This is a genomic window from Nocardia huaxiensis (genome assembly GCF_013744875.1).
GTDB lineage: Bacteria > Actinomycetota > Actinomycetes > Mycobacteriales > Mycobacteriaceae > Nocardia > Nocardia huaxiensis.
Genome location: NZ_CP059399.1, coordinates 1,961,802 through 1,986,921, shown reverse-complemented (window position 1 = coordinate 1,986,921; position 25,120 = coordinate 1,961,802). Strand labels below are relative to the sequence as shown.

The 25,120-nt window shown below is 67.1% G+C and carries 27 protein-coding genes; 9 read left to right on the top strand and 18 right to left on the bottom strand.

The features are described 5' to 3' along the window. Window positions 1–45: 45 nt before the first annotated feature. Together mftR2 and H0264_RS09095 are read left to right on the top strand one after the other, a co-directional pair. Window positions 46–666, top strand: coding sequence for a mycofactocin system transcriptional regulator MftR2 (mftR2, locus tag H0264_RS09100; RefSeq protein ID WP_181583553.1), 621 nt, complete (start codon window positions 46–48; stop codon window positions 664–666). 37 nt (window positions 667–703) lie between these two features. Further along, entirely contained in the window at window positions 704–1,759 is a 1,056-nt protein-coding gene (locus H0264_RS09095; protein WP_181583552.1) for a ferredoxin--NADP reductase, read from the top strand. 87 nt (window positions 1,760–1,846) lie between these two features. On the opposite strand, the gene H0264_RS09090 is transcribed toward H0264_RS09095, so the two are convergent. From H0264_RS09090 to H0264_RS09070, 5 genes are all read right to left on the bottom strand, one after another. Beyond that, window positions 1,847–2,410, bottom strand: coding sequence for a transglycosylase SLT domain-containing protein (locus H0264_RS09090; protein WP_220139958.1), 564 nt, complete (start codon window positions 2,408–2,410; stop codon window positions 1,847–1,849). 307 nt (window positions 2,411–2,717) lie between these two features. Continuing rightward, window positions 2,718–3,458, bottom strand: a complete 741-nt coding sequence (locus H0264_RS09085) for a DNA alkylation repair protein (RefSeq protein WP_181583551.1) — start codon at window positions 3,456–3,458, stop codon at window positions 2,718–2,720. A 90-nt stretch (window positions 3,459–3,548) separates the two neighbouring features. Then, on the bottom strand, window positions 3,549–4,724 hold the full coding sequence (locus tag H0264_RS09080) for a hypothetical protein (RefSeq protein WP_181583550.1): 1,176 nt from the start codon (window positions 4,722–4,724) through the stop codon (window positions 3,549–3,551). A gap of 110 nt (window positions 4,725–4,834) precedes the next feature. Then, entirely contained in the window at window positions 4,835–5,455 is a 621-nt protein-coding gene (locus H0264_RS09075; protein ID WP_181585392.1) for a TetR/AcrR family transcriptional regulator, read from the bottom strand. Window positions 5,456–5,554: 99 nt separating this feature from the next. Then, a complete protein-coding gene (locus H0264_RS09070; RefSeq protein ID WP_181583549.1) occupies window positions 5,555–5,902 on the bottom strand; it encodes an SPW repeat protein in 348 nt (115 codons plus the stop codon). Between the two features lie 156 nt (window positions 5,903–6,058). On the opposite strand from H0264_RS09070, the gene H0264_RS09065 reads away from it, so the two are divergent. The 3 genes from H0264_RS09065 to H0264_RS09055 all read left to right on the top strand — a co-directional run bounded on the left by H0264_RS09065 (window position 6,059) and on the right by H0264_RS09055 (window position 8,391). Beyond that, complete coding sequence (locus H0264_RS09065; RefSeq protein WP_181583548.1) at window positions 6,059–7,240, top strand: NAD(P)/FAD-dependent oxidoreductase; 1,182 nt, start codon at window positions 6,059–6,061, stop codon at window positions 7,238–7,240. Between the two features lie 80 nt (window positions 7,241–7,320). Then, window positions 7,321–8,100 carry a glutamate racemase gene (locus H0264_RS09060; protein WP_181585391.1) on the top strand — a complete coding sequence of 260 codons (780 nt, stop codon included), beginning with the start codon at window positions 7,321–7,323 and terminating at the stop codon, window positions 8,098–8,100. A 36-nt stretch (window positions 8,101–8,136) separates the two neighbouring features. After that, window positions 8,137–8,391 (top strand): hypothetical protein, encoded by a 255-nt coding sequence (locus tag H0264_RS09055; RefSeq protein ID WP_181583547.1) that lies wholly within the window; start codon window positions 8,137–8,139, stop codon window positions 8,389–8,391. Here H0264_RS09055 and H0264_RS09050 read toward each other — a convergent pair. The 9 genes from H0264_RS09050 to hppD form a co-directional block, all read right to left on the bottom strand. After that, window positions 8,382–8,735, bottom strand: coding sequence for a DUF5615 family PIN-like protein (locus tag H0264_RS09050; protein WP_181583546.1), 354 nt, complete (start codon window positions 8,733–8,735; stop codon window positions 8,382–8,384). The genes H0264_RS09055 and H0264_RS09050 overlap by 10 nt on opposite strands. Next, complete coding sequence (locus H0264_RS09045) at window positions 8,732–8,950, bottom strand: DUF433 domain-containing protein (RefSeq protein ID WP_276514535.1); 219 nt, start codon at window positions 8,948–8,950, stop codon at window positions 8,732–8,734. Before H0264_RS09045 ends, H0264_RS09050 begins: the two co-directional genes overlap by 4 nt. Window positions 8,951–9,013: 63 nt before the next feature. Continuing rightward, the gene (tuf, locus tag H0264_RS09040) at window positions 9,014–10,204 is read right to left on the bottom strand and encodes an elongation factor Tu (RefSeq protein WP_181583544.1); all 1,191 of its coding nucleotides are present in this window, start codon (window positions 10,202–10,204) and stop codon (window positions 9,014–9,016) included. Between the two features lie 116 nt (window positions 10,205–10,320). Continuing rightward, window positions 10,321–12,426 carry an elongation factor G gene (gene fusA / locus H0264_RS09035; protein WP_181583543.1) on the bottom strand — a complete coding sequence of 702 codons (2,106 nt, stop codon included), beginning with the start codon at window positions 12,424–12,426 and terminating at the stop codon, window positions 10,321–10,323. 156 nt (window positions 12,427–12,582) lie between these two features. Then, window positions 12,583–13,053 carry a 30S ribosomal protein S7 gene (gene rpsG, locus H0264_RS09030; protein WP_030517120.1) on the bottom strand — a complete coding sequence of 157 codons (471 nt, stop codon included), beginning with the start codon at window positions 13,051–13,053 and terminating at the stop codon, window positions 12,583–12,585. Continuing rightward, window positions 13,053–13,427, bottom strand: a complete 375-nt coding sequence (rpsL, locus tag H0264_RS09025; protein WP_014353064.1) for a 30S ribosomal protein S12 — start codon at window positions 13,425–13,427, stop codon at window positions 13,053–13,055. Before rpsL ends, rpsG begins: the two co-directional genes overlap by 1 nt. 280 nt (window positions 13,428–13,707) lie before the next feature. Further along, window positions 13,708–14,268 carry a DUF3558 domain-containing protein gene (locus H0264_RS09020; RefSeq protein WP_181583542.1) on the bottom strand — a complete coding sequence of 187 codons (561 nt, stop codon included), beginning with the start codon at window positions 14,266–14,268 and terminating at the stop codon, window positions 13,708–13,710. Window positions 14,269–14,277: 9 nt separating this feature from the next. Beyond that, window positions 14,278–14,805 carry a DUF3558 domain-containing protein gene (locus H0264_RS09015; RefSeq protein WP_181583541.1) on the bottom strand — a complete coding sequence of 176 codons (528 nt, stop codon included), beginning with the start codon at window positions 14,803–14,805 and terminating at the stop codon, window positions 14,278–14,280. A 37-nt stretch (window positions 14,806–14,842) separates the two neighbouring features. Then, the gene (hppD, locus tag H0264_RS09010) at window positions 14,843–16,033 is read right to left on the bottom strand and encodes a 4-hydroxyphenylpyruvate dioxygenase (protein WP_181583540.1); all 1,191 of its coding nucleotides are present in this window, start codon (window positions 16,031–16,033) and stop codon (window positions 14,843–14,845) included. A 314-nt stretch (window positions 16,034–16,347) separates the two neighbouring features. On the opposite strand from hppD, the gene H0264_RS09005 reads away from it, so the two are divergent. Then, window positions 16,348–16,866: an Lrp/AsnC family transcriptional regulator gene (locus tag H0264_RS09005; protein WP_181583539.1), complete on the top strand. Its 519-nt coding sequence runs from the start codon at window positions 16,348–16,350 to the stop codon at window positions 16,864–16,866. 54 nt (window positions 16,867–16,920) lie between these two features. On the opposite strand, the gene H0264_RS09000 is transcribed toward H0264_RS09005, so the two are convergent. The 3 genes from H0264_RS09000 to H0264_RS08990 all read right to left on the bottom strand — a co-directional run bounded on the left by H0264_RS09000 (window position 16,921) and on the right by H0264_RS08990 (window position 20,878). Further along, the gene (locus tag H0264_RS09000; RefSeq protein WP_181583538.1) at window positions 16,921–18,033 is read right to left on the bottom strand and encodes a winged helix DNA-binding domain-containing protein; all 1,113 of its coding nucleotides are present in this window, start codon (window positions 18,031–18,033) and stop codon (window positions 16,921–16,923) included. A 9-nt stretch (window positions 18,034–18,042) separates the two neighbouring features. Continuing rightward, window positions 18,043–19,017 carry an NADPH:quinone oxidoreductase family protein gene (locus H0264_RS08995; protein WP_181583537.1) on the bottom strand — a complete coding sequence of 325 codons (975 nt, stop codon included), beginning with the start codon at window positions 19,015–19,017 and terminating at the stop codon, window positions 18,043–18,045. 88 nt (window positions 19,018–19,105) lie between these two features. Further along, window positions 19,106–20,878 carry a serine/threonine-protein kinase gene (locus H0264_RS08990; RefSeq protein ID WP_420832050.1) on the bottom strand — a complete coding sequence of 591 codons (1,773 nt, stop codon included), beginning with the start codon at window positions 20,876–20,878 and terminating at the stop codon, window positions 19,106–19,108. 148 nt (window positions 20,879–21,026) lie between these two features. On the opposite strand from H0264_RS08990, the gene H0264_RS08985 reads away from it, so the two are divergent. Continuing rightward, the gene (locus H0264_RS08985; protein ID WP_181583536.1) at window positions 21,027–21,800 is read left to right on the top strand and encodes an acyl-[acyl-carrier-protein] thioesterase; all 774 of its coding nucleotides are present in this window, start codon (window positions 21,027–21,029) and stop codon (window positions 21,798–21,800) included. A 114-nt stretch (window positions 21,801–21,914) separates the two neighbouring features. Further along, on the top strand, window positions 21,915–22,670 hold the full coding sequence (locus tag H0264_RS08980) for a hypothetical protein (protein WP_181583535.1): 756 nt from the start codon (window positions 21,915–21,917) through the stop codon (window positions 22,668–22,670). A gap of 93 nt (window positions 22,671–22,763) precedes the next feature. Here the strand turns inward: H0264_RS08980 and H0264_RS08975 are convergent, their stop codons facing one another. Beyond that, on the bottom strand, window positions 22,764–24,434 hold the full coding sequence (locus H0264_RS08975; RefSeq protein WP_181583534.1) for an FAD-dependent oxidoreductase: 1,671 nt from the start codon (window positions 24,432–24,434) through the stop codon (window positions 22,764–22,766). Between the two features lie 187 nt (window positions 24,435–24,621). Between H0264_RS08975 and H0264_RS08970 the strand changes: the two genes are divergently transcribed. Then, entirely contained in the window at window positions 24,622–25,113 is a 492-nt protein-coding gene (locus H0264_RS08970) for a SixA phosphatase family protein (RefSeq protein WP_181583533.1), read from the top strand. The last annotated feature ends 7 nt before the right edge of the window (window positions 25,114–25,120 follow it).

Sequence of the window (25,120 nt, the reverse complement as noted above, 5' to 3'; positions counted from 1 at the left end):
GGAATCCGTACCCGCGGTGGTCGAGGTGGTATGGGAGTCGGGCGAATGCAGACAAGCGGGGGCGGCAACACCCTGTCGGAAGCCGAGATCGTCGAGGCCGCTCTGCGAGTGGTCCGCCAGGACGGCGTGGAGAAACTCTCCATGCGACGACTCTCCCGCGAACTCGGGGTTTCTCCCATGGCCCCCTATTACTACGTGGCCGACAAGCGCGAGCTACTCGATCTGGTGGCGACGGCCGCACTCACCGGAGTGCGCAAGCCCCCACCGGAATTCGGCACCTGGCAAATGCGGCTGCGCGAAATCGTCGACCAGATCGACGAAAAGCTGCGCAAACACCCGGGACTCGGCGATGTGCTGATCGAGCAGATGCTCGGCAAACAGCTCGACCTGATCGCCGCCGTGATGGAGATCCTGTTCGACGCGGGCTTCGACGAGCGCAATGTGCTCTCGGCCTATGCGACGATCCACACCTACCTGTTCGGGCGCAGCAAGGTGAATCCGCGCGACCGCACCGCCCTGCAGGATCGCGTGCTGCCGGAGGCGGTGGAGCGGGCCATGAAGCATATGGGCGACCTGCGCGGGAAGTACTCCTATGACTTCTCCATGGACGTGCTCATCGCCGGCCTGGAGGCCCAGCTTGTCCGGCAGCGCGACAGCCACGTATAGTGAAACTAGAACACGTTCTAGTTTGCGAGAGGACACCATGACCACCGTCGACGTACCGCACAGCTCGCGCTCCGCCGTGCTGCGGGTATCCGCGGTCATCAACGAGACGGCCGACTCCTGCTCGCTGGTATTCGACGTACCCGAAGAACTCCGTGAGCGATTCAGCTATGTGCCCGGCCAATTCCTGACCCTGCGCATCCCCAGCGACCTCACCGGATCGGTCGCCCGCTGCTACTCGCTGGCCAGCTCCCCCTACACCGACGACAAGCCGAAGGTGACCGTCAAGCGCACCGTCGACGGGTACGGCTCGAACTGGCTGTGCGACAACATCAAAGCCGGGGACAGCGTCGAAGTACTGCCGCCGTCGGGCGTTTTCACGCCCAAGAACCTGGACGCCGACCTGCTGCTGTTCGCGGCCGGCAGCGGCATCACCCCGGTCATGTCGATCCTGAAATCCGCGCTCTCGCGGGGCAACGGGAAGATCGTCGTGGTCTACGCCAACCGCGACCACGGGTCGGTCATCTTCGCGGGCGAACTGCGCGAACTCGCCGACAAGCACCCGCAGCGGCTCGTGGTCATCCACTGGCTCGAACACCTCCAGGGCCTGCCCACCGCCGATTCGCTCGCCGCGCTGGTGTCCCCCTACACCGCGCACGAGGCCTTCATGTGCGGGCCCAAGCCGTTCATGGACCGGGTGCACGACGCGCTCGCGCAACTCGGGGTACCGCGCAGCCGCACCCACGCCGAGGTCTTCAACTCGCTGTCCGGCGATCCGTTCGCCGATGTCGCACCCGCCGAGATCAGCGCCGAGGAGGCCGCCGACGCGGCCAGCGTGGAAGTCGAACTCGACGGCGAGACCCACGAATTGACTTGGCCGCGCAGCCAGACCCTGGTCGACATCATGCTCTCCAAGGGCCTCGACGTGCCCTACTCCTGCCTCGAAGGCGAATGCGGCTCGTGCGCCTGCACCGTCGTCGAGGGCACCGTGGAAATGGAGAACGCCGAAATCCTCGACCCCGAGGACATCGCCAATGGCTACATTCTCGGCTGCCAGGCCCGGCCGGTCACCGACCACCTGAAGATTCAGTTCTGAGAAGTACCGGCAGACAATCGAATTCGGCCCCCGCATGGGACATGCGGGGGCCGAATTGTTGCGACGCCATTGTCGCGCGTCAGTGCGTCAGTACGCGCCGAAGACGTTGTCGATCGAGCCGTAGCGGTGCGCCGCGTAATTGCAGGCGGCGGCGATATTCGCGACCGGATCGTAGATGTCCCACGAGGTGCCCTCGACGTGGTACGCCTGGAAAGTCGGATCGATCACCTGCAACAGGCCCTTCGACGGGATACCCGCCGCGGCATTCGAGTCGTAGAGGTTGATCGCCTGCGGATTACCGCCCGACTCCCGAATGATGTTGCGGAAGATACCGTCGTAGCTGCCCGGAATCCCCTGCTTGTTCATGACGTACAGGGCGTTCTTGATCCAGCCGTCGAGATTGTTCTGGAAGACCGGCGGCAGCAGTTCGTTGAACGGAGCCGGCAGGGTCTGCACATAGTTGCGCACCTGGTCCTGCTGATCCTGCGGCAGCAGATTCAGCTGGTCCTGGGCGACCTGCTGCGCCTGCTGGGCGGGCTGCTGCAGTTCGTTCGGCACACCGGCGATGGGAGCCTCGGCGGACGCGGTCGCGGGAACGGCGATCAGGGCGGCGGCGGCCAGCGCCACCGGAAGGCATTTGCGAAGTGTCATAAGTGTTTTGGGCAGCACGAATCACCGCGAGCGCCGGGAAGCGCTCCGGAATTGCGCCGGGGGTTGTAGTGAGACCGCTACTCGAATGCCGACTCGGCGTTGAGTATTGAGCACCTGAAACAGGCACTCGGTCTGTTTCGACACATCACAGCTTGGTTGCGACAGGTGAACGATTACTGAACGCAAACTGAACAATAGGTGAACTAGCAAATTACCGGCATGGCATTTGTGTGATTCAGCGCGCTGACCAGCAGCTTTCCCGCACCCCCGAGGGCGTCGTCACACGCCCCGCTCCCTGTGGCCGCCGTCAGCGCTGTGCGCGATAGTGTGCACGCCGCTCCGGGGTCAGGTGTTCGGTCGCATAACTCAGGGCCGTCCGGCCCATCCCGGCCGCATGCGCATCCAGGAACCCGGCCAGAATCTCGGCGTCCACCCGCTTCCCGATCTCACGCAGCATCCACCCCACCGCCTTCTGGATCAGATCCCGCCGATCGTCCAGCAGCCGCTCACTCAGCGCGAGGGTCGTGCTCGCATCCCCGCGCTTGATGAAATCGAAGGTGCTCAACAGCGCCACCCGCCGCTCCCACAGCGAATCCCGTTGCGCCAGTTCGAACAACAGGTCCCGCGGCCGCTCCCGCAACCACGGCCCCACGATGAACTCGGCCGACGCGTCCACCAGATCCCAGTTGTTCACCCGCCCCCGCTCGACCGCCGCCAGATACAGCCGAAAGATCTTCTCCTGCAACGTGACATCCCCACCGCGCGCACGAGAAGCCTTCGCCATCCACGCGTTCAGAATCACCAGCCCCGCCAGCCGATGCTCGTGCACCGGACTGTCGAGCAGCTTGTCGATCTCCGAAAGCGGCAGCCCCCCGAACACTTTCGCCACCTTGCGGGTCGCGGGCACCCGCACGCCGATGAAGACGTCACCCTCGCCGTACTCCCCCGGCCCGGTCTTGAAGAACCGCTGCAGATGCATCGCGTCCGCCGCATCCGACACCTCGGCCAACGCCGCCTGCACCGCCGCCGCGGTGAGTTCCTGGGTCATGTCCTCATCATCACCCCCACCTCCGACACCCCTCGGCATCCACGCCGAGGGTCTTTCGGACTCACCGACTCCGATCGGTGAGTTCCGGCATCAAGCGGTTTCAGCCGCGGCCTGTAACAGCACCTCGCCGAACTTGCGCATGTGGTCGGCGCCGCCGTACCAGGAGGCGACCAGATCCACTGCGGCCGTACGGGTTCGGCGTGCGATGGCGGCGAACTCGGCGACCGTGATCTCCCCCGATTCGGCCCGCGCGGCGGCCACCTCGAGGTCGTGGCTGGAAACCAGCAGGTTCATGATCTGGTGCAGGTCGATCTTCGCGGCGGCGGCGGAACCGGATTCCCCGGACCCGGTGGCCTGTGACCTGGAAACAGGCTGGGCCGGAACCGATTCCGGCTCCGGGGCGGAGCGACGGCGACGCGGGGCGGCTTCGGAAGTCGCGGCGGCGGTGACCGGAGTCGCGCCGGCATCCGGACGCGCACGGCGCGAGGACGATTCATAGGTCTGCGCGGTGCGCGGCACGGCGGCGATCTCCCCCGTCGCGGACTGCTGCGAGACGCGGGGCGGGATATCGGTGGTGATCTCCCGGGCCGCGCGCTGCGGCAGGCCGTTGGTCGCCGGAGCGTCGTGCCGCACCGCCGGAACCGGATCCGGGACAACGGGCACGGCCGCGGGAGCCTCCGGCACAGCCGCGGCCTCCATGATGGCGTCGAGGCCCTGCGCGATACGAGGCAGCAGGGAATCGACGTCCTGCACGGCGCCGGACAGCGGAGAATCGACCCCCTCGGCGGTAGCCGGCACAGCGGAGTCGATCGACTGGGCGACGCGCGGCAGCGCCGGATCGATCGGCTGCGTGGCACGCGAGAGCGCGGGATCGAACTCCTGCGGCGCGCGGCGGTTCGGCAGCGCCTCCGGAGCCGACGCCGGACGGCCCCCGGTCACCTCGGCATCGGAGAAGCGCCGGCCCAGAGCGGAGTCGGGGTCGGCCGCCAACCGGCCCAGGACGGCCTCCGCCTCCGGGCCGAGACGACCCGGCGCCTGCTCGGACTCCGAGCCGGTGAAGTTCGGCACCGGAGCGGCCCAGGGCTGCGGCGGCTCGGGGTGGTCGAAACCATTGCGGGTGAAGGAATTGTGGGCGCCGGTGTCGATTCCGGTGAGCGCCGGATTCGGGGATTGAGGCTGGTCCGGGGCCACCGGATTGGTCAGGCGGTAGCTGCCCGGACGGGAATTGCGGGATTCCCCGAGGCTGGTCGTGTAGTCGGCGTCCATGGGCGACATTCTTACCGGGCCGCTCGGGGGGATGCGACTCGGGATACGGCGAAACCGATTCACGAACAACGGTATTGAGGGGATTGCCGGGGTATCGGGGGCTTTACATTTCAGCCCATCTGCGTCATGCCGGCCGCCACCACCTGCGCCACATTGATGATCTCGTCGCCGGTCGGCAAGGTCAAGCCGTCCAGGGCGTGCAGGCGATCGGTGCTGGCAATGGCGAACATGGCCGACACCCACGCCGCCGCACAGGCCCGCAGCGTGCCCGGCTGCACCGGGGTCGGCGCACTGGCCTGCAGCACCCGCGCCGTCACATCCAGCAGCTGATCCCGCATGCGGCGCAACTGTTTCCGCACATCCGGGTGGGTATCCGCCTCCCGCCACATGATGACCCGCAAGACCGAGGACCGATTGTCGCGCAGGTTCAGCGCCGCATCCAGATTCACCAGGCTCTTCGCCGGATCACCCGACACCACAACCGAATAGATGTCGTCGATGGGATTCGGCGGCACGCGCTCGGCCATCAGAGCCGACAGAATCGCGTCCTTGGTGGGGAAATAGTAGAAAACCAGACCCTTGGGCACCCCCGCCGATTTGGCGATGGCGGCCGTCGGGGTCGCATCGAAACCCTGTGCCGCGAACAACTTCTCGGCGGCATCCAGGATGAGCTGGCGGGCGTCGCCGTCGGTCTTCTTGCTCCGGCGGCCACCCGAGCGCGTCAGTGGCATCAGCTCGACGTCCTCCTCACGACCGGAGAAGAACAGCATATCCCGCGGAATACGCCGATATCGGAACCGGAGCCCGATACCGGCGTACCGCATCGGTTTTCAGTGCGCCGTGTGCAGGTGGCTCGACACCTGCGGCAGCGACGTGACCGCCATCAGCGCGGTCAGCGCACCCACCACCCAGGCGAACCACGAGGCCCCGGAGTAGTCGGTGTAGCCCATCACCCAGGGGGAGATGAACAGCAGGACGGCCGCCACCGCCACGACATAGTCGACGATTCCGCCGAGGTAGCCGGCCAGATGGGCGAGACCGCCGAGCGCGATGAGGGCGCCGAGGACGACGAGCGACCAGCGCGCGTCATCGTTGTGCCCCACCCAGACGGGCGACAGTGCGGCGACCGCGCCGAGAACGACGGTCAACACATCCTGTGCCTTGCGGTCGGTGAACATGGTGTGCCTCCTCGAAGGCTGGAAATTGATGTTCTGATCCCGTTGTATGCCTGATTGACCGCCCGATCAATAAATCCTCGGCTACGATTCGGCGGCACTACGGATGTGGTGTACGACACACGTCCGCGCGACGACCGGAACGGCTAGGGTTGCCCTATGTCGCAGTCGGTAGAACGTGTTCTAATTGTTGGTGCGGGGCTGGCGGGATTGCGAACCGCCGAGGAGCTGCGAAACGCCGGTTACGAGGGCGAACTCGTACTGATCGGCGACGAGGACCGCGCACCATACGACCGGCCGCCACTGTCCAAACAGTTCGTCCGCGGCGAAACCGACGACACCTGCCTGCGCCCCGCCGAATTCTTCGCCGAACAGCGCATCGACCTGCGGGTGGGGACCACGGCCACCGGGGTGGACACCGCTGCGCGCGAGGTCACGCTCAGTGACGGCAGCCGGGTCGGATACGACCGGCTCGTCATCGCCACCGGGCTGCGACCCCGGCGGATTCCCGGCTTCCATGAGCTGCGCGGCGTACACGTGCTGCGTACGCACGCCGATGCGACCGGGCTGCGCGAACATCTGGCAACCGCACGCAAGGCCGTCATCGTGGGCGCGGGCTTCATCGGGTGCGAGCTCGCCGCCAGCTTCCGTTCCCGCGGGCTCGAGGTCGTGCTCGTCGAACCACAGGCCACTCCCCTGGCCGCCTCCCTCGGCGAACAGGTCGGCGCGCTGGTGGCGCGCATGCACCGGGAGGAAGGCGTCGCGCTGCGCTGCGGCGTCGGCGTGAAAAGCCTCGCCGCCGAAGGCGATTCGGTCAGCGGCGTACAGCTCAGCGACGGCAGCGTCATCGACGCCGACCTGGTGGTGGTCGGCGTCGGCTCGGTGCCCGCCACCGAATGGCTGGACGGCTCCGGCATCCCGCTCGCCATGCCCGGCGACGGCGGCGGCGTCCTCACCGACGAAGTCGGGCGCACCGGCGTCGACGGCGTCTGGGCGGTCGGCGACGTAGCCGCCTGGCCGCACCGCAGCGGACGCAACAAGCGCGTCGAGCACTGGACCAATGCGGGCGAACAGGCCACCCTGCTCGCCGCGGCGCTGCTCGGCCAGGAATTGCCGCCCGTACAGGTCCCCTACGTCTGGAGCGACCAGTACGACCTCAAGATCCAGGTGCTCGGCATCCCCGCCCTCGCCGACGAGGTGCAGATCGTCGAGGACAAGGGCCGCAAGTTCCTCGCGCACTACCTGCGCGCGGGCCAGTTGGTCGCCGTGGTCGGCGGCAGCATGGCCGGCAAGGTCATGAAGATGCGCGCCCAGCTCGCGGGAGCCCAGCCCGTCTCCTGAGCAGCCCTTCGTCATCCCGGGGCGCGACGCTGGGCGGTCCCATTACCGGTCCGGGTGTCTCATTCACTACCGTGACAAGGGTGATCGTGGCGCTCATCGACTCCGGACTAGGGCTCCTGCCGACCGCGGCATGGTTGCGGAAGCTGCGGCCCGATCTCGACCTGCTGCTGCAGAACGATCCCGACGGCGCGCCGTGGGGCCCGAAACCCGAGCAGTGGGTCATCGATCGGGTGCTCGACATCGCCCGCGTCTCGCTGCGTGAGGGCGCGGAAGTCATTGTGCTGCCCTGCAATACGGCCAGTGTCACCGCCCTGGAACACGTGCGCGCCATGGTCGGCCCGGAAGTGCCGGTGATCGGCACCGTCCCCGCCATCAAGCCCGCCGCCGCCGCTTGCCGCAAGGTTGCGGTCTGGGCCACCGCCGCCACCACGGCCAGCGCCTATCAGGCCGACCTGATCGCCCGCTTCGCCGGCGACGCCGAAGTCACCGGCGTCGCCTGCCACGGCCTCGCCGACGCCATCGACCGCGGCGACCTCCCCGCCGTCACCGAGGCCATCGCCGACGCGGCGGCCCGCACCCCCGAGGGCACCGAGGGCATAGTCCTCGGCTGCACCCACTACCCCCTCGTCCTCGATGCCATCCTCGCCGCCCTCCCGCACGGCGTCCGCATCTTCGACAGCGCCGAAGCCGTGGCCGCCCAAACCCTGCGCCGCATGGACGCGCTCGGCCGCCCCACCATCGGTAAAGGCACCGTCCGCATCCTCGCGTCCGGCCGCCCCGCTCAACTCCCCACCGCCGCGGCCGCCTTCGACTCCGGCCGCCTCCTCGGCGCCACCCCCGCCGACGCCTGCCTGTCCTGACGGTTTGCCCCGCGCCCAGACGGGCAGGTCTGCCTCATGACCGAAAAAGAACGGCAGATCCACCAGGAATCCGCGAAACAGGATGACCGGCAGGTGATTCCGGAACCCGAAGTCCAGGACAAACGCCGCGACGAAGCCCGCAGAATGGCCGAAACCTACCGCGACGACCGCCCGCACACCGTGCTCCCCGGCACCGACGGCACGGTAGCGGGCACGGCCGTCGCCGACTGGGTCGACGAGGAGGGCAACCCCGTCGCCGAACGCGCCGAGGCCAAGAACACTCAGGAATGAGTTTGCGGAGACCGTATCTCGACGATGCGCTCCCCAGCCTCCAGTAGCTCCACCACTGTCGGCAGCAATGGCAACAGCGATTCGAGCAACGCCTTCCGCGAGCAATTTCCGATACGAATCCAAACAATCGCGGGCACAGGCTCATTCGGCTGGGCACGACCGATCGTGACGAAGTCTTCATCCTTCGTCACGATGACTGCCTCGCGCTCGAGCGCCTCGTTCCATACCTCGCGATCAGACGCAGAGGTCATTCCAAGATCGCAGACGTGAACAGCCTCATGTCCTTCGGCAGCCAGCGCACGGGCCAGCGCTGGTGGCAGCTGGGCATCTACGACGAATTTCAAGATGCGGGCCGCAAGATCGGGTGATCTGCTTCCGCCGCGGCAAACGCCAGGCAGGCGCGAATATCCTCCCGCTCCAGATACGGGTAGTCCTCGAGGATCGAGTCCTCGGTTTCACCAGCGGCGAGGAGTTCGAGAACGTCCTTCACCCGGATCCGCATACCGCGGATACACGGCCGGCCCCCGAGCTGATTCGGGTCGAACGTAATCCTGGACACCGCCACAGCATAGCGAAAGGGCCGCTCCCCATGGGGGAACGGCCCTTTCAGTAAAACAGGGTCTTACTTGACGATCTTGGTGACGCGACCGGCACCGACGGTGCGGCCACCCTCACGGATCGCGAAACGCAGGCCCTCGTCCATGGCGACCGGCTGGATGAGCTTGACGCTCATCTCGGTGTTGTCGCCGGGCATGACCATCTCGGTGCCCTCGGGGAGGGTCACGACGCCGGTCACGTCCGTGGTACGGAAGTAGAACTGCGGGCGGTAGTTGTTGAAGAACGGGGTGTGGCGGCCGCCCTCGTCCTTCGACAGGATGTACGCCTGGCCCTCGAACTCGGTGTGCGGGGTGGTGGTGCCCGGCTTGATGACGACCTGGCCGCGCTCCACGTCCTCGCGCTTGATGCCACGGACCAGCAGACCGACGTTGTCGCCCGCCTGGCCGTTGTCGAGCAGCTTGCGGAACATCTCGATGCCGGTGATGGTGGTCTTGGTGACCTTCTCGCGGATGCCGACGATCTCGACTTCCTCGTTCACGTTGATCACACCACGCTCGATACGACCGGTGACGACGGTGCCACGACCGGTGATCGTGAAGACGTCCTCGATCGGCATCAGGAACGGCTTGTCGGTCTCACGGACCGGGTCCGGGATCGACTCGTCGACGGCGTTCATCAGGTCGAGAACGGACTGCGCCCACTTCTCGTCACCCTCGAGGGCCTTCAGGCCGGAGACGCGCACGACGGGGGCATCCTCGTCGAACTCCTGCGAAGCCAGCAGCTCGCGGACCTCCATCTCGACGAGCTCGAGGATTTCCTCGTCGTCGACCATGTCGGACTTGTTCAGCGCGACCAGGATGTAGGGCACGCCGACCTGGCGGGCGAGCAGCACGTGCTCACGGGTCTGCGGCATCGGGCCGTCGGTGGCGGCCACGACCAGGATCGCGCCGTCCATCTGGGCGGCACCGGTGATCATGTTCTTGATGTAGTCCGCGTGACCGGGGGCGTCGACGTGCGCGTAGTGGCGCTTCTCGGTCTGGTACTCGACGTGGGAGATGTTGATCGTGATACCACGAGCCTTCTCCTCCGGAGCCTTGTCGATCTGGTCGAACGCGAAGGCCGCGTTCAGGTCCGGGTACTTGTCAGCCAGCACCTTGGTGATCGCCGCGGTCAGCGTGGTCTTGCCGTGGTCGACGTGACCAATGGTGCCGATGTTGACGTGGGGCTTCGTCCGCTCGAACTTCGCCTTCGCCACTGTTGTCCTCCTGGACTAGTTAGTGCGTGCTTTTTTGCAGCAGTGCGGTTTGTATTACAGGGGGTCGTTCGACGACCGACTCGGGACGGATTCTCGCAAACCCGTCCCGAAGCGAATTACTCGCCGGTCGCCTTGGCGATGATCTCCTTCGACACATTGGCCGGAACCTCTGCGTACGAAGCGAACACCATGGAGAAGTTCGCCCGGCCCTGGGTCTTCGACCGCAGGTCACCGATGTAACCGAACATCTCCGAGAGCGGAACCAGCGCCTTGACGACACGGGCACCACTGCGTTCCTCCATGGCCTGGATCTGGCCACGGCGGGAGTTCAGGTCGCCGATCACTTCACCCATGTAATCCTCGGGCGTAGTGACCTCGACAGCCATGAGGGGCTCGAGGATGACGGGACCGGCCTTGCGGGCCGCTTCCTTCAGCGCCATCGCGCCGGCGATCTTGAACGCCATTTCCGAGGAGTCGACCTCGTGGTAGGCGCCATCGAGCAGCGTGGCCTTCACGTTCACCAGCGGGAAGCCGGCGAGCACACCGTACTGCATGGCGTCCTGGATACCGGCGTCCACCGACGGGATGTACTCACGCGGAACGCGGCCACCGGTGACCTTGTTCTCGAACTCGTACGTCGCGCCGTCCTCGGCGTCCACCAGCGGAGCCAGGCCGATGATGACGCGGGCGAACTGGCCCGAACCACCGGTCTGCTTCTTGTGGGTGTACTCGTACTTGTCCACGGTCTTGGTGAGGGTCTCACGGTAAGCAACCTGCGGCTTGCCGATGTTGGCCTCGACCTTGAACTCGCGCTTCATCCGGTCGACGTAGATGTCGAGCTGGAGCTCGCCCATGCCGCCGATGACGGTCTGGCCGGTCTCCTGGTCCAGCTTCACGTTGAAGGTGGGGTCCTCCTCCGCGAACTTCTGGATCGCGGTGCCCAGCTTCTCCTGGTCGGCCTTCGTCTTCGGCTCGATGGCCACCTCGATGACCGGATCCGGGAAGGTCATGGACTCCAGCACGATCTGGTTCTGCGGATCGCACAGGGTGTCACCCGTGGTGGTGTCCTTCAGACCGATGACCGCGTAGATGTGGCCGGCCACGGCCTCGGGAACCGGGTTCTCCTTGTTGGAGTGCATCTGGAACAGCTTGCCCAGACGCTCCTTCTTGCCCTTGGTCGCATTGATGACCTGAGCGCCGGAGTCGACCTTGCCCGAGTACACGCGGACGTAGGTCAGCTTGCCGAAGAAGGGGTGGGTGGCGATCTTGAACGCCAGCGCCGCGAAAGGCTCGTCCGAGGACGGCTTCCGGGTCAGCACCTCTTCTTCCTTGCCGGGCACGTGGCCCTGCACGGACTCGACATCCAGCGGCGACGGCAGGTAGTCGATGACCGCGTCGAGCATGGGCTGAACGCCCTTGTTCTTGAACGCGGAACCACACAGCACCGGGTACAGCTCGGAGTTGACGGTCATCTTGCGAATCGCGCCCTTGATCTCCTCGACCGAGAGCTCCTCGCCGCCGAAGAACTTCTCCAGCAGGGACTCATCGGACTCGGCGACGGTCTCGAGCAGCTCCTGGCGGTACTGCTCGGCGCGCTCCTTCAGATCCTCCGGGATCTCGACGACCTCGTAGGACTCGCCCAGCTTGGTCTCGCCACGCCACACCTTGGCGTTGTTCTCGACCAGGTCGACGATGCCCTCGAAGGTGTCCTCGGCGCCGATCGGCAGCTGGATGACCAGCGGCTTCGCGCCCAGGCGATCCTTGATGGTCTGAACGGTGAAGTAGAAGTCAGCGCCCAGCTTGTCCATCTTGTTGACGAAGCAGATGCGCGGGACGTCGTACTTGTCGGCCTGGCGCCACACCTGCTCGGACTGGGGCTCGACACCCTCCTTACCGTCGAACACCGCGACGGCGCCGTCGAGGACGCGGAGCGAACGCTCCACCTCGACGGTGAAGTCGACGTGCCCGGGGGTGTCGATGATGTTGATCTGGTTGTCTTTCCAGTAACAGGTCGTCGCGGCCGACGTGATCGTGATACCGCGTTCCTGCTCCTGCGCCATCCAGTCCATGGTGGCGGCGCCGTCGTGCACCTCACCGATCTTGTACGTGATGCCGGTGTAGAAGAGGATGCGTTCAGTCGTCGTCGTCTTACCGGCATCGATGTGCGCCATGATGCCGATGTTGCGGACCCTGTTGAGGTCGGTGAGCACTTCCTGTGCCACGGAAATCTTCCCCGCTCGTAGCTAGTTGGGATCTTCGGGAACGACCCTGGCTTCTCCAGCGGTCATCACTGTGTCAACGCCTGGCGTGGCTGCGAAGTGCCACGCCAGGCAGTGACTCGCATCCCGGCACATCCGAACGGGGTGCCGGGTAGCAAATCACCAGCGGTAGTGCGCGAACGCCCGGTTGGACTCGGCCATCTTGTGGGTGTCCTCGCGACGCTTCACCGAAGCGCCCAGACCATTGCTGGCGTCCAGCAGTTCGTTCGCCAGACGCTCGATCATGGTCTTCTCACGACGAGCGCGGGAGTAGTTGACCAGCCAGCGCAGCGCGAGGGTGTTGGCGCGGCCCGGACGGACCTCGACCGGCACCTGGTAGGTGGCGCCACCGACACGACGCGGCTTGACCTCGAGGGCGGGCTTGACGTTGTCCAGCGCGCGCTTGAGGGTCACGACCGGATCGGTGCCGGTCTTCTCGCGAGCCTGCTCGAGGGCACCGTAGACGATGCGCTCGGCGGTCGACTTCTTGCCGTCCAGCAGGATCTTGTTGACCAGCTGCGTCACCAGCGGGGAGCCGTAGACCGGGTCGTTGATCAGGGGACGCTTGGGAGCGGGGCCCTTACGCGGCATTAGCTCTTCTCCTTCTTGGCGCCGTAGCGGCTGCGGGCCTGCTTGCGGTTCTTGACACCCTGGGTGTCGAGCGAGCCGCGGATGATCTTGTAGCGCACACCCGGGAGGTCCTTCACACGACCGCCGCGAACGAGCACCATCGAGTGCTCCTGCAGGTTGTGGCCCTCACCCGGGATGTAAGCCGTGACCTCGACCGCGCTGGTCAGGCGAACACGCGCGACCTTGCGGAGCGCGGAGTTCGGCTTCTTCGGGGTCGTGGTGTACACGCGGGTGCACACGCCACGACGCTGCGGGCTCCCCTTGAGGGCCGCAGTCTTGGTCTTGGCGACCTTGTCGCGGCGACCCTTGCGGACCAGCTGGTTGATGGTTGGCATAGACCGGCTTTCCTTATTAGTAACCAGGTGTCTGGAACTTCATGTCTGTGTCATTCGAGCTTTTCGCCCTGTTCTCCCGGCATTTCCTTGCCACGAGGTCGGGCGTGTCGTGCTCAGCGCGTTATCCGAAACCCGGACACGCCGAAACGGTCAGCCGCTCTCGCTGGCCTACGTACTGCGCACAAACCTGCCCGCATGCTTCCGGGCACAGCGGTCCACGATACCCGCAGCCTTTTCGAGGGGCAAAAAGGGGTCCCCGAACCCGGGCTGGTAGAGGGGTTTATCGCGCCACATTGAGGGTCAATTCGACCAGCTTGGCGGCGGCCGCGCAGGGGTCGGCATGGGCGGAGCCGGCCCGGTAGTTGACCCACCAGCCGACGATTCCGGCGTCCGCGGCCGGAGCCGAAACACCGCACGAGTCAGGATCATTCGGGCGCCGGGTCTCCAGCGAGCGGCGACCCTCGACCGTGATGTCGTTCGTCACATAGCCGAGGCGATCGTTGTTCGACTTCTCGTTGGCGAGCGATCCGTTCTCGTACCAATTCAGCGTGACCATGCCGCTGCCGGCCGACCCGCCCGACAGATCCCACATGCACACCGCGCCGCTGAACGAGCCCAGCGGCAGGGTGCCGTCACCGACCGCCTTGGCGATCTCGTCGACGGTCACCACCTCGCATTCGCGCAGCAGCTTGTCGAACTTGGTATTGACCTTGCTCTGGGTGCCGGTGGTGCCGCCCGCGGGCAGCGCGGTGCCCTCGACGGTGCGACCGCAACCGGCCAGCGACACCGACAGCAGCAGGAGCGCGGCGGCTCCGCACACGGCACGTGCGTCAGGCTTCATGACTGTCCCCTACCCGAGCCGTTGCATGGTCAGTTCGGCGAACTGGCGCGACACCGTGCACGCGGTCTGCCCGGCCGGGACCGGGCCCGCGAACGACCACTCGAAGAAGTCGTCATCCAATTGCACCGCGAAATCGCACAGTTCACCGCCGAGCGAAATGGCATACGCCTGGAATCCGGGCTTCCCCGCGACCGTGATCGCCTCCGGATTGCGGCCCTGCAGCGACTCCCACGCCTGCTCGCGCGCCAGCGGACTGCCGCGATAGGACGCGAAGGTCACCTCCGCGCTCGAGCCGGACGCCTTCCAATGGCAGCCCACCGAGTTGCGGTACACCTGCAATGAACCGGACACCCCCGAGATCTGCCTGATCTCGTCATCGGTCACATGACCGCACTCCCCCACGAACGGTCCCAGCGTTGCCACCTTCGGTGGGGTCCGCACGCCGGTCGGTGAGTCATCGCCGTCACCGTTTCCCCCGCATGCCGACAAGAGCAACGCGAGTGACACCCCGGTGACAATCGCCGACGCAAGCCGCATGGCGCCGACTCTACCGACGCCCGGCGAATGCGTGTGATCAGAGGTTTCCGCGCGCGGCCTGCTCGCGTTCGATGGCCTGGAAGAGCGCCTTGAAGTTGCCCTTGCCGAAGCCGAGCGAACCGTGGCGTTCGATGAGCTCGAAGAAGACGGTGGGGCGGTCGGTGAGCGGCTTGGTGAAGATCTGCAGGAGGTAGCCGTCCTCGTCGCGGTCCACCAGGATGCCGCGGGACTGCAAGTCCGCCACGGGGACTCGGACGCGGCCGATGCGGGCGCGCAGTTCGGGATCCTCGTAATAGGTGGCCGGCGTGTCGAGGAATTCGACGCCTTCGTGGCGGAGGGTGTCGACGGCGGTGAGGATGTCGGAGGTGGCCAGGGCGATGTGCTGGACGCCGGGGCCCTGATAGAACTCGAGGTATTCGTCGATCTGTGAGCGCTTGCGCGAGACCGCCGGTTCGTTGAGCGGGAACTTCACGCGATGATTGCCGTTGGCGACGACCTTGCTCATCAGCGCCGAGTAGTCGGTGGCGATGTCGTCGCCGACGAATTCGGCCATATTCTCGAAACCCATGACGCGGCGGTAGAACTCGACCCAGTGGTCCATGCGGCCCAGTTCCACATTGCCGACCACATGGTCGATGGCCTGGACGACGCGTTTGGCGCGCGGGGCGTAGGTGGAGCGGCGGGGAATGTAGCCGGGCAGGTAGGGGCCGTCGTAGCGGGAGCGGTCCACGAGGGTGTGGCGGGTGTCGCCGTAGGTGGCGATGGCGGCCGAGCGGACGGTGCCGAATTCGTCTGTGCTGTCGTGCGGTTCGACCAGGACGGTGGCCCCCTGCGCGCGGGCGCGGGCGATGCAGCGGTCCACGTCGGGGACCTCCAGGGCGATGTCCACGATCCCGTCCCCGTGCCGATCGTGGTGCGCGACAAGCGGGCTCGCGGGATCCACCGCACCCTTGACGACGAATCTGACGCCGCCGCTGCGCAATACGAACGCCTTGTGATCGCGATTGCAGGTCTCGGGGCCGGAATAGGCTTCCAAGCGCAGGCCGAAGGCGGATTCCAGGAAGTGCGCGGTCTGGGTGGCATTGCCGACCACCCACACCAGCGCATCCCAGCCCAGCACGGGGAACGGGTCGGTGGCGGCATCGTGATCGACCAGGCCGACGAGCCGGCGCAGATCGTCGGGTTCGGGCTGGTCCGGGGGCCGGTGGGCGGCTACCTCGATGCTCATGAACCTAGGAAATCGCTGCCGCCGGGAATGAGCAATATCGTGCGATTCGGGTAGACACCCTGGCGGATTACGCCACCATCTGCCGGATTGTGCTGGACAATTTGAATAGAAGGATCCACCCACTCCCGGGACCCTCAGGGGCTCCGCCCCCGAACCCCCGAGGTTCACAGGGCTCGCCCTCGGACCCACCAGGGTTTGCCCTCGAACCCCCGAGGTTCACAGGGCTCGCCCTCGGACCCACCAGGGTTTGCCCTCGAACCTCTCCGGGAGTGCGGTCGGATCGTCGGCGCACCGAATCGAGCGGAGGTCCCGCCGTGGCACGCACTCCCGCCAAGCTGGACGAACTGGATCTGGCCATTCTCACCGCCATGCACGAGTACCAGAAGGCGGGGATTCTGGAGCTGTCACGGCGGACCAGGGTGGCGCGGGCGACCGTGCAGTCGCGGATCGCGCGCATGGAGGAGGCGGGGGTGATCGCCTCCTATGATCCGCAGATCGATGTCACGGCAGCGGGTTTCGATGTGCAGGCGTTCGTGACGCTGGAGATCTCGCAGGGGGCGCTGGACGCGGTGGCGGCGGATCTGGAGCACATTCCGGGGGTGCTGGAGGCGTACGCGACCACCGGGTCCGGGGATGTGCTGTGCCGTATCGGCGCGGATTCCCATGCGGGACTGCAGAATGTGCTGCTGAGCATCGACCGGAGTTCCTCGGTGGTGCGGTCGCACAGCGTGATCGTGCTGTCGACGGTGGTGGAGCACCGCACGCTGCCGCTGCTGCGGACGCTCACCCCGTCGGGGTCGAGCAAAGCGCCCGCATATCGCAACGCGCATTGAACAACTCGTAAACGCTGAGGGGCTTCGCCCCAGCGCTCAGGATCCGCGAGCCGGTCAGGGGCGCAGATCGGCTCCTACATCGAGGATTTCGACGCGGGCGGGGGTGTCGAGGTCGAGGAATTTCACGAGTTCGTGGGCTTCGGCTTCGACGGCTGTGTGTTCGGCCGGGGTCCAGGCGCGGGTGGGGATGATGCGCAGGCGGGCGGCTTCGCGCTCGGGGAAGACTTTGTACAGGCCGGCGAGGTAGCCGTCGACGAGGATGGCGGAGACCTGGCTGGCGAAGGCGCGCAGGGGTGGGGCGGCGCCGTCGGGGATGATGCGGGTGCGGTCCTGGTGGGAGAGCAGGGCGTTGTCGTACCAGCCGAGGAAGCGGACGGGGGCGGGCTGGTCCGGGTCGGCGAGGTCGGCGTCGGCGGCGTCGTAGAGGGTGCGGCCGCGGTCGTCGGTGTAGGTGCGGACGCGGTCGCCGAGTGTGGCGACGGCCGGTTTCATGCCGGTGAGTTTGGACCAGGTCTGCATGTCCATGGTGGTGGCGGGGCCGAAGGCGCGCAGGTAGCGCAGGAGCAGCTCTTCGAGCGGATAGTCCGGGTCCAGGGGTGCGCCGAGCCAGGGTTCCACCCGCGACCAGACCGGGCGGCTGCTGTCCTTCCAGCGACCGCGCGGCGGGGTCTGGAGCACGGGAAGCTGATAGAGCCAGGTCTGCAGGATGGCTCCGGCATCGCGGTCCGGGTAGAGCTCGGCCGCACGCTCCCGCATGTCCGCCGCCGACATGGGTTCGTCGCCGAGGACGGATTCGCCGTGTGCGCGCACCTCGTCGGGATCGAGGCCGACCATTGCGCCGTAGTTGAAACCCTTACGGAAGGGCACCTTTTCGAGCTCCGGCTGAATATGCGGGGCGATCCGCAATGCATCCGGCGGGGTGACGAGGTGAATGGTGCCGCGCATCAGCGTGATTCGCACCAGCGAGCGGTCCTCCAGCCCGGCGGACACCACCGCCGGATCGAAATCCCTTACGCGACTCCACAATGCGACGAAGGGCGGCAGCATGTCCTGCGCCTGCAATCCGATCAGGTGATCGCAGAGTTCGGCCGCGCTCAGATCGGAGCGCTCCAGCAGATGCTGGCGGGCGAGCAGGGTGCGATTCAGAACCCGGTTGGACAGCTTCACGATTCACACTCAGCGCAGGCTGACGACGATTTTGCCGGTGGCCGTGCGCTTGTCGAGCGCGGAGACGGCCTCGGCGGTGTGCGCGAGGGTGTAGATCACCGGCTCGGGCGGGACGATCTTGCCGTTGGCGAGCAGGGGTTCCACCTCGGCCCACTGCTCCTGCAGGTAGCCCGGATGGGTCATGGCCCATTCCCCCCAGGCCGCGCCGACGACCTCGACATTCTTGAGCAGCAGGCGGTTCACCTTCACCGTGGGGATTTCGCCCGCGGTGAAGCCGACCACCAGCAGGCGGCCGCCGGAAGCCAGCGAGCGGATGCTGTCGGTGAACCGGTCGCCGCCGACCGGGTCGAGCACGATGTCGACGCCGCGCCCGCCGGTGAGCTCCTTGACCGCGTCCAGCCAGCCGTCGGTGAGCACCACATCGGTCGCGCCATTGGCCCGCGCCACTTCGGCCTTCTCCTCGGTGCTGACCACCGCGATCACGCGGCCCGCGCCGAGCGCCTGCGCCAGCCGCAGCGTGGAGGTGCCGATGCCGCCGGCCGCGCCGTGCACGAGCACGGTCTCGCCCTCGGCGAGGCGGCCGCGCTTGCGCAGGCAGAAGTGCACGGTGAGGTCGTTGAACAGCACGCCCGCACCGGATTCCAGCGACACGTTGTCGGGCAGTTTGAAGACCATTTCGGCCGGGGTGACGGCCACTTCGGCGGCGGCATTGCCGAGCAGGGTCAGCGCGACCACGCGGTCACCGGGCCGCACGTGCGCGCCCTCGGGGGCCTCGCGCACGATGCCCGCGATCTCGCAGCCGACGACGTACGGCAGCTGCGGCTTCATCTGGTACTGGCCGCGCGTCATGAGCACGTCCGGGAAGGCGATGCCGGCCGCGTGCACGTCGATGACGACGCCGCCGGGATAGGCGGCAGGCTCCGGAATGTCGAGGACCTCGATGGCTTCCGGGCCTTCCAGCTTGCTCACCACGGCTGCGCGCATAGTCGATCAACTCCGATCATTCCCACTGCTGATATCAGCGAACTTAACGCATGACCGCGGGAATTGTCCCGAGCGGATTTTCCGCAGGTCAGCGGTGGGCGTACTCGATCATGGGCTGATCGGCCAGGATATTGCCGTCTTTGACGATGGTGAGGGCCTGCGGCGTGACCAGGTATCGGGTGCCGTCGGAGGGGTTGGTGACGGTGAATCCGCCCGCGCCGTCGGGCACCGGGTCGTCGAGTTCGATGCCGGCCCCGTCGCTGATGCGCACGCCCTTGTAGTAGTAGCGGCCGACTCCGGTGCGGCACACCACGACTCGCGATTGCGAGGTGCGGCCGATGGCGTAGGCCGGGTTGTCGGCATTGCAGCGGGCGCCCGCGGTGCCGATGAAACCCTGTCCGTCCGTTCCGGATACGGTGCCGGCGAGCGGGGCCACGGTGGTGGTCACGACCGGATTCGTGGTGGCCGCGGAGGTGAGGGCGGTCTGCTGCGCGGTGGTTGGCGGCTGGGTGACCGGCGAGGTGGTGCCCGCCTGCGTGCCGCCGCCGGTGGCGGTGCCGCCGTCGGACCCGTTGTCCGACAGCAGAACCCAGCCGAGAACTCCGGCCAGCACCACCACCAGTCCGGCCAGCGCGCCCAGCAGCAGCGGTATGGAGCCGCGCTGCTGCGGCGGCAGAGGCAGTGGGGCGGAAGGGTGTTCGCGCAACGGTCCGGCACGGTAGCCGACCGGGCCGGACGGATGATCCGGCAGCGGTCGTTCCGACGACCCGCCGGTATCGCTTCCGTAGTACCCGGCTCCGGACGCACCCGGCACTCCGCTGAACGGGTATCCACCTGGCGGAGTGGATGTTTCGAGCGGCGGCCCGCCGCGTGAACCCTGCGGATACCCTTCCGGCGGGGTGCCCGCACCGGGCGGATAGCCCCGCGCGGCCGCCTCGTGCGACGGGTATCCGGCGGGCGGTGGACGCACCATGGTCCGCGTCGGATCCGAGTGCTCGGCCCGCAGGAGCGAGGCGCGCGCCGCCCGCGCGAGCTGCCCCGCCGAGGTGTAGCGCCGCGCCGGATCCTTCGCCATGCCGACCGCGATGACCTGGTCGAAGGTGTCGGGGACGCCGGCGCGCACGCTGGGCCGGGGCGGCGGGGTGAGCATGTGGGCGCGGATGGTGGCCATATTGCTGTCGGTTCGGAACGGCACTTCGCCGGTGAGGCATTCGTAGAGCACGCAGGCGAGGGCGTAGATGTCGGCGGTGGGCGAGACGATGGCGTGCTGTTCGAACCGTTCGGGCGCCATGTAGGCGAAGGATCCGATGGCGCTGCCCGTACTGGTCAGCTGCACATCCGATTCCGCGTAGGCGATGCCGAAATCCACCAGGTACGCGAACAATTCACCGGTCAGCAGAATATTGGCGGGCTTGATGTCGCGATGCACCAGGCCGCTCTCGTGCGCGGCGTCCAGCGCGGCCGCGATCTGCTCGATCACCGACACCGCGTGCGCCGCCGGGAGTGGTCCTTCGGCGTGCAGGTGCGCCTTCAGGTCCCGGCCGCGCACCAGCCGCATGTCGATGTAGAGGACCCCGTCCACCTCACCCCAGTCGTGCACCGGAATGACGTGCGGCTCCTGCAATCTGGCGGCGGTGCGGGATTCGCGCCGGAAGCGCTCCACATAGGTCTGCGACCTGGCCAGTTCGACGTCGAGCAGCTTGACGGCCACGACGCGATCGCGCACGGTGTCGTGCGCTTCGTACACCTCGCCCATGCCGCCGACACCGAGCAGTCTGCGCAACTCATACTGCCCGAATCGCGTGCCGGCCCTGTCGCCCGCCGCCAAACGGCTCGCCTCCCCGCTGCCGTGGATATACAACAGAACAGGCTACGGGCCTGCGCGCGCACTGTCATGCCCCCGGAAAGAGTTGAGCCGACTCGACGCGAGGGTAGGACGCACGGCCCGTAAAGTCATGTCGGAACAGCAACGCAAGAACGCGGCACCCCGTGCAGCGCGAGGAGCACCAGTGTCACTCGATCAGCCACTCGCCCCGCTTCCCCAGGAGGGCACGGGTTTCGCCACGGCGTGGCCCGTCCGAGCCGGCGACATCGACCCGTATCTGCGGCTGCGTTTCGACGCGACCGCCCGCTATCTCCAGGACATCGCCTGGGAGGAAATGCATTCCGGCGCGTTCCAGCGCACCGATCCGGCATGGATCGTGCGGCGCACGGTGGTGGACGTGGTGCGGCCGATCCACTGGCCGGACCGGGTGGAGTTGCGGCGCTGGTGCTCGGCCATGTCGACCCGGTGGACGAATATGCGGGTGCGGATCACCAGTGACAGCGGCGGTCTCATCGAGACCGAGGGGTTCTGGATCAATATCAACGAGTTCACCAATATGCCGACGCGGATCAGCGACGACATGCTGGCCTCGCTCTCGCGCACCACGAACGAGCATCGGCTGCGCTGGCGGCCGTGGCTGACCGATCACACGCCGCCGGAGTCGGATACGGATATGCCGTTCCCGGTGCGCGCCACCGATATCGACCAGTACAACCACGTCAACAACGCCATGTACTGGCAGGCGGTGGAGCAGTATCTGGTGGATTATCCGAAGCTGGTGGCCGGGCCGCATCGCGCGGTGATCGAGTACATCGCGCCGGTGCTGTCGCGCCAGCACATCAGTGTGCGCAGCCGGTACGAGCCGGGCGATCGGACCGGGCATCCGGTGCTGCGGCTGTGGTTCGTGGTGGGCGGGGTGACGACCACGACGGTGCGGATCGGCCCGCTGCCGAGCTGAGCGCCGAAGCGCGTGCCGCCACGACATTCCCAGCGAAAATCGCAATAGCTACCTGTTTGCCTGACACACTCGGCAGGGATCACCACGGGGTGATCGAGAACAGGAGACGTCACCATGAGGCTCGCTCACCTCGCCCTGCTCGCGGCCGCGCCCGCGCTCGTCGTCGGGCTCACCGCCTGCGGCAAGTCCTCGGATTCGGCCAAGAGCACGACCACTTCCGCGGCCGCGACGACCACGTCCGGCGCGGCGGTCGTCAGTCAGACGACGGCACCGAAGCCCCTGCCGCCCAACCCGACCCGGCCGCCGGTGCCGACCACGCAGACCCTGCACGATGTCGATTGCGGGCCGATCACTGGCGCGAACGGCAAGAGCGCCAATGTGATCGCGTACGCCAACCAGGCGGGCATCCCCGGCTGCACCGAGGCCATCACCGTCGCCAGCGATTACGTCAATGCCACCCGCACCGGCGACGCCGTCGAGGTGGACGGCTGGACCTGTGAACCGCAGCCGGACACCGCGGTTCCGCACATCTGCTTCAAGGACGGTTTCCTCATCGGCCTGCGCGGCGACGCGGCGCCGAATCCCCCGGCCCCGCCGACGACCACCACCCCGCCGCCCACCACGACCGACAAGCCGATCGCCGACGTCGATTGCGGCACCGTCACCGACGCGGGCGGCGGCACCCGCTCCGTGGTCGCGGTCGGCACCTCCACCGGAGTGGTCGGCTGCACCGAGGCCATCAATGTGGCGACGGAATACGCGCAGACCATCACGACCGGCGACGCGCTGACCGTGCAGGGCTGGAACTGCGCCGCCACCGCCGGCGGATCCGCCTGCACCAAGGACGGTTTGATCATCTCGCTGCGCTGAGCTACTCGCGCCGCGTGACAATGACGAACGGCAGAGGCCCCCACCCATCGGGTGGGGGCCTCTGTCCGCAAGATGGCGGAGAGGCGGACCAGCCTAGCCCTTGGCGGCCTTGAGCAGGTTCTCCACGCTGGTGAACTTCACGCGCGGGCGGCCTGCGGCCTTGCCCGCGGTCTTCTCGGCCTGGTCGATGGCCTTCCAGCCGTCGCGGCCGACCTGGTCGGGCTGGCGTTCGGCGAGCAGCGCGTCGAGGTCGGCGCGATTGCGCTGGGGCGCGGCCAGTTTGCCCTGGGTGAAGTCCTCGATCAGCTTGTCGACGGTCTCCTGCGAGTCGACCCGGTTGGAGCCGATGACGCCGCGCGGGCCGCGCTTGATCCAGCCGGAGACGTACACGCCCTGCACCGGTTCGCCGTCCGGGTGCAGCACGCGCCCTTGCGCATTCGGGATGGTGCCGTTGGCCTCGTCGAACGGGACGTCGGCGACGGGCTCACCCCGGTAGCCGATGGACCGCAGCACCAGCGAGGCGTCGAGCACCCCGGTGCGCTCGGAGGCGCGGGCGATGGTGCGCCCGTTCTCCTCGACGAGTTCGTTGTGCACGTAGGTGACCGCTTCGGCCTTCCCGTCGCCGGTGACGGCGGTCGGGGAGACCAGGTACCGGAACACGATCCGCTTGTTGGCCGGATTGCGTGAACCGTTCGCGTACTCCTGCGCGAGGGTGTACTTGAGCTGCAGCGACGGCTCCACGTCCGGGGAGTCGAGCTCGGCCTGGGAGGCCGCGTCGAGGACGAGATCCTCCGGGTCGACGATGATGTCGACGCCCTTCAGGTACCCCAGCGCCAGGAACTCCGAGGAGGTGTAGGCCGCCTGCAGCGGGCCGCGGCGACCCAGCACCACCACTTCCTGGATATTGCTGCGGCGCAGCGCGTCCAGGGCGTGGTCGGCGATATCGGTCTTGGCCAGTTCGTCCGGGCTGACGGTGAGCACGCGGGCCACGTCCAGCGCGACGTTGCCGTTGCCGACGATGACGGCGCGTTCGCCGGACAGGTCGAATTCGCGGTCCGCGTAGTCGGGGTGCCCGTTGTACCAGGCCACGAATTCGGTGGCGGAGTAGCTGCCGGGCAGGTCCTCGCCGGGCACGCCGAGCTTGCGGTCGGTGGCCGCGCCCACGGCGTAGACCACCGCGTGGTGGTGTTCGAGGAGTTCGGCGTGCGAGATGTGCTTGCCGACTTCGACATTCAGCCGGTATTGCAGCGCCTCGCGCCGGAAGGCCGATTCGAACAGGTTCGCCACGGCTTTGGTGCCCGGATGGTCGGGGGCAACGCCGGCGCGCACCAGGCCGTAGGGGGTGGGTAGCCGATCGAACAGCTCCACCTCCACATCGGCGCGGCGCAGCAGTTCCTCGGCGGCATAGCAGGCGGCCGGGCCCGCACCGATGACGGCGACCCGCAGCGTGCCCAGTTCCTTGGGCGCGCGGCTCGGGGCGACCAGCGGGTCGAAGTTGGTTTCCAGCGGATGCCGTTGGAAGTAGGCGGCATTGATGTCGCGGAACCGGCCCAGCGAGGCGAGCAGGTCGTCCTCGGAGAAGATGGCGTCCACCGGGCAGGCATCCACGCACGCACCGCAGTCGATGCAGGTGTCGGGGTCGATGTAGAGCTGTTCGGTGGTGGCGAACTCGCGTTGCTCCGGAGTGGGGCGAATGCAGTCCACCGGACACTCGGGTACGCAGCTGGCGTCGTTGCAACAACGCTGCGTGATCACATAGGCCATATCTCGCAGATCCTCGAAACAGTCGCGGTGCTACTCAGCTCGGGTTCGAGCAGGGTCGGTAGAACACGTTCTAATATAGGTGTCGTTCCGGGGCAGTTCGCCACCCCGGTGTGACGTCACCTTCAGTGTGCCTCGAGTGTGAGGGTTGCCACCTCTCGGCACAGGCGTGCCGAATACCGTAACCCGCATGGCGCGAACCCTCATCTTGATGCGGCATGGGAAATCCGGCTATCCGGACGGAGTGGGTGACCACGAGCGGCCACTGGCCCCGCGCGGACTGCGCGAGGCCGGGCTGGCGGGCGATTGGCTGCGCGCGACCCAGCCGGACATCGACGCGGTGCTCTGCTCCACCGCGACCCGCACCCGGGAGACCCTGGAGGCCACCGGCATCAAGGCCCCGGTGTCGTTCGAATCGGCCATCTACGAGGCGTCTCCGCACACGCTCATCGAAATGATCCAGCTCACCGATGATTCCGTGCAGACGCTGCTCTTGGTCGGGCACTCCCCCGGAATGCCGTGGACGGCATGGGAATTGGCGAGCAATCGCAGCTCCACGGCCGCCGAGGAGCTGAGCCGCAAATTCCCCACCTCGGCGCTCGCGGTCATCGAATTCGACCGGCCCTGGGCAAGCGCCGACCCGGGCACGGGAGATCTCGTGAGATTCCACGTGCCGCGCTAGGCCGGAC